Origin of the sequence: Clostridium sp. LS, from assembly GCF_002760435.1 — a bacterium.
Lineage (GTDB): Bacteria > Bacillota > Clostridia > Clostridiales > Clostridiaceae > Clostridium.
In genome coordinates this window covers 1-746 of sequence record NZ_AUUU01000242.1, presented here as the reverse complement: position 1 = coordinate 746, position 746 = coordinate 1, and the positions used below count along the sequence as shown (strand labels likewise).

Genomic DNA, 746 nt, shown 5'->3' with positions numbered 1-746 from the left:
ATTTCCATGACAATTCATAATAAATTCCTCCTCATATTTTCATTATAGTGAATGTTTAAGCTTACCCACTTTTCCACTTAAAATTGATCTATTTACAATATCTTTAATTTCATCTTTTGATATATTTTCATCTTTATATGTTATTTTTATTTTTCTTGATTCCAAATCAACATGAATTTCTTCCAGCCCTTCAACGGAATTAAGAGTTTTCACTACAGTCATTAAACATCTATGACAGAGCATATTTTTCTGCTTAAAGCTTAAACTATAACTTTTCAATTTAACCCCTCCTCATGTATACATTTTAAACAAAAAATATGTAGATTTAATGAAGATAACTATAAATTTAAAATTTATCTTGATTATTAAATTCAATTATAATATAAAGGTTTAATTGCACCCATTTGTGTTAAACTGTTGTTAATACAAACTATAATAAAAAGTTGCTTGTTTAAGTAATTTAATGACCTAAACAAGCAACTCTTTCTATTTAATCTCTAAATTTCCCATTAAAGTTTTTTAGATTTCTTTATAGAATCAATATTATATGTAACTTTAATTACTCCTTTTATCATGCCCATCCAGCAGCCAAAATCTATATCTTCATCCTTTGGTGTAAATTCTATTATATTTTCTACTGGTTTTAAATCTTTCTCTATATTAAAAGATGGTAATACAATTCCATTATTGCACGAATTAAGCTGATTTCCTTCAAATATTAACTTAACAGGAATATCTTTTTGAAC

General features: G+C 24.8%; 1 protein-coding gene and 1 pseudogene. Both read right to left on the bottom strand.

Features of this window, described 5'->3' with window-relative positions:
* Positions 1-42: 42 nt before the first annotated feature.
* The gene (locus COL3_RS26960; RefSeq protein WP_008423030.1) at positions 43-279 is read right to left on the bottom strand and encodes a heavy-metal-associated domain-containing protein; all 237 of its coding nucleotides are present in this window, start codon (positions 277-279) and stop codon (positions 43-45) included.
* Positions 280-509: 230 nt separating this feature from the next.
* A pseudogene (locus COL3_RS26955) lies at positions 510-746 on the bottom strand (hypothetical protein); the annotation flags it as partial.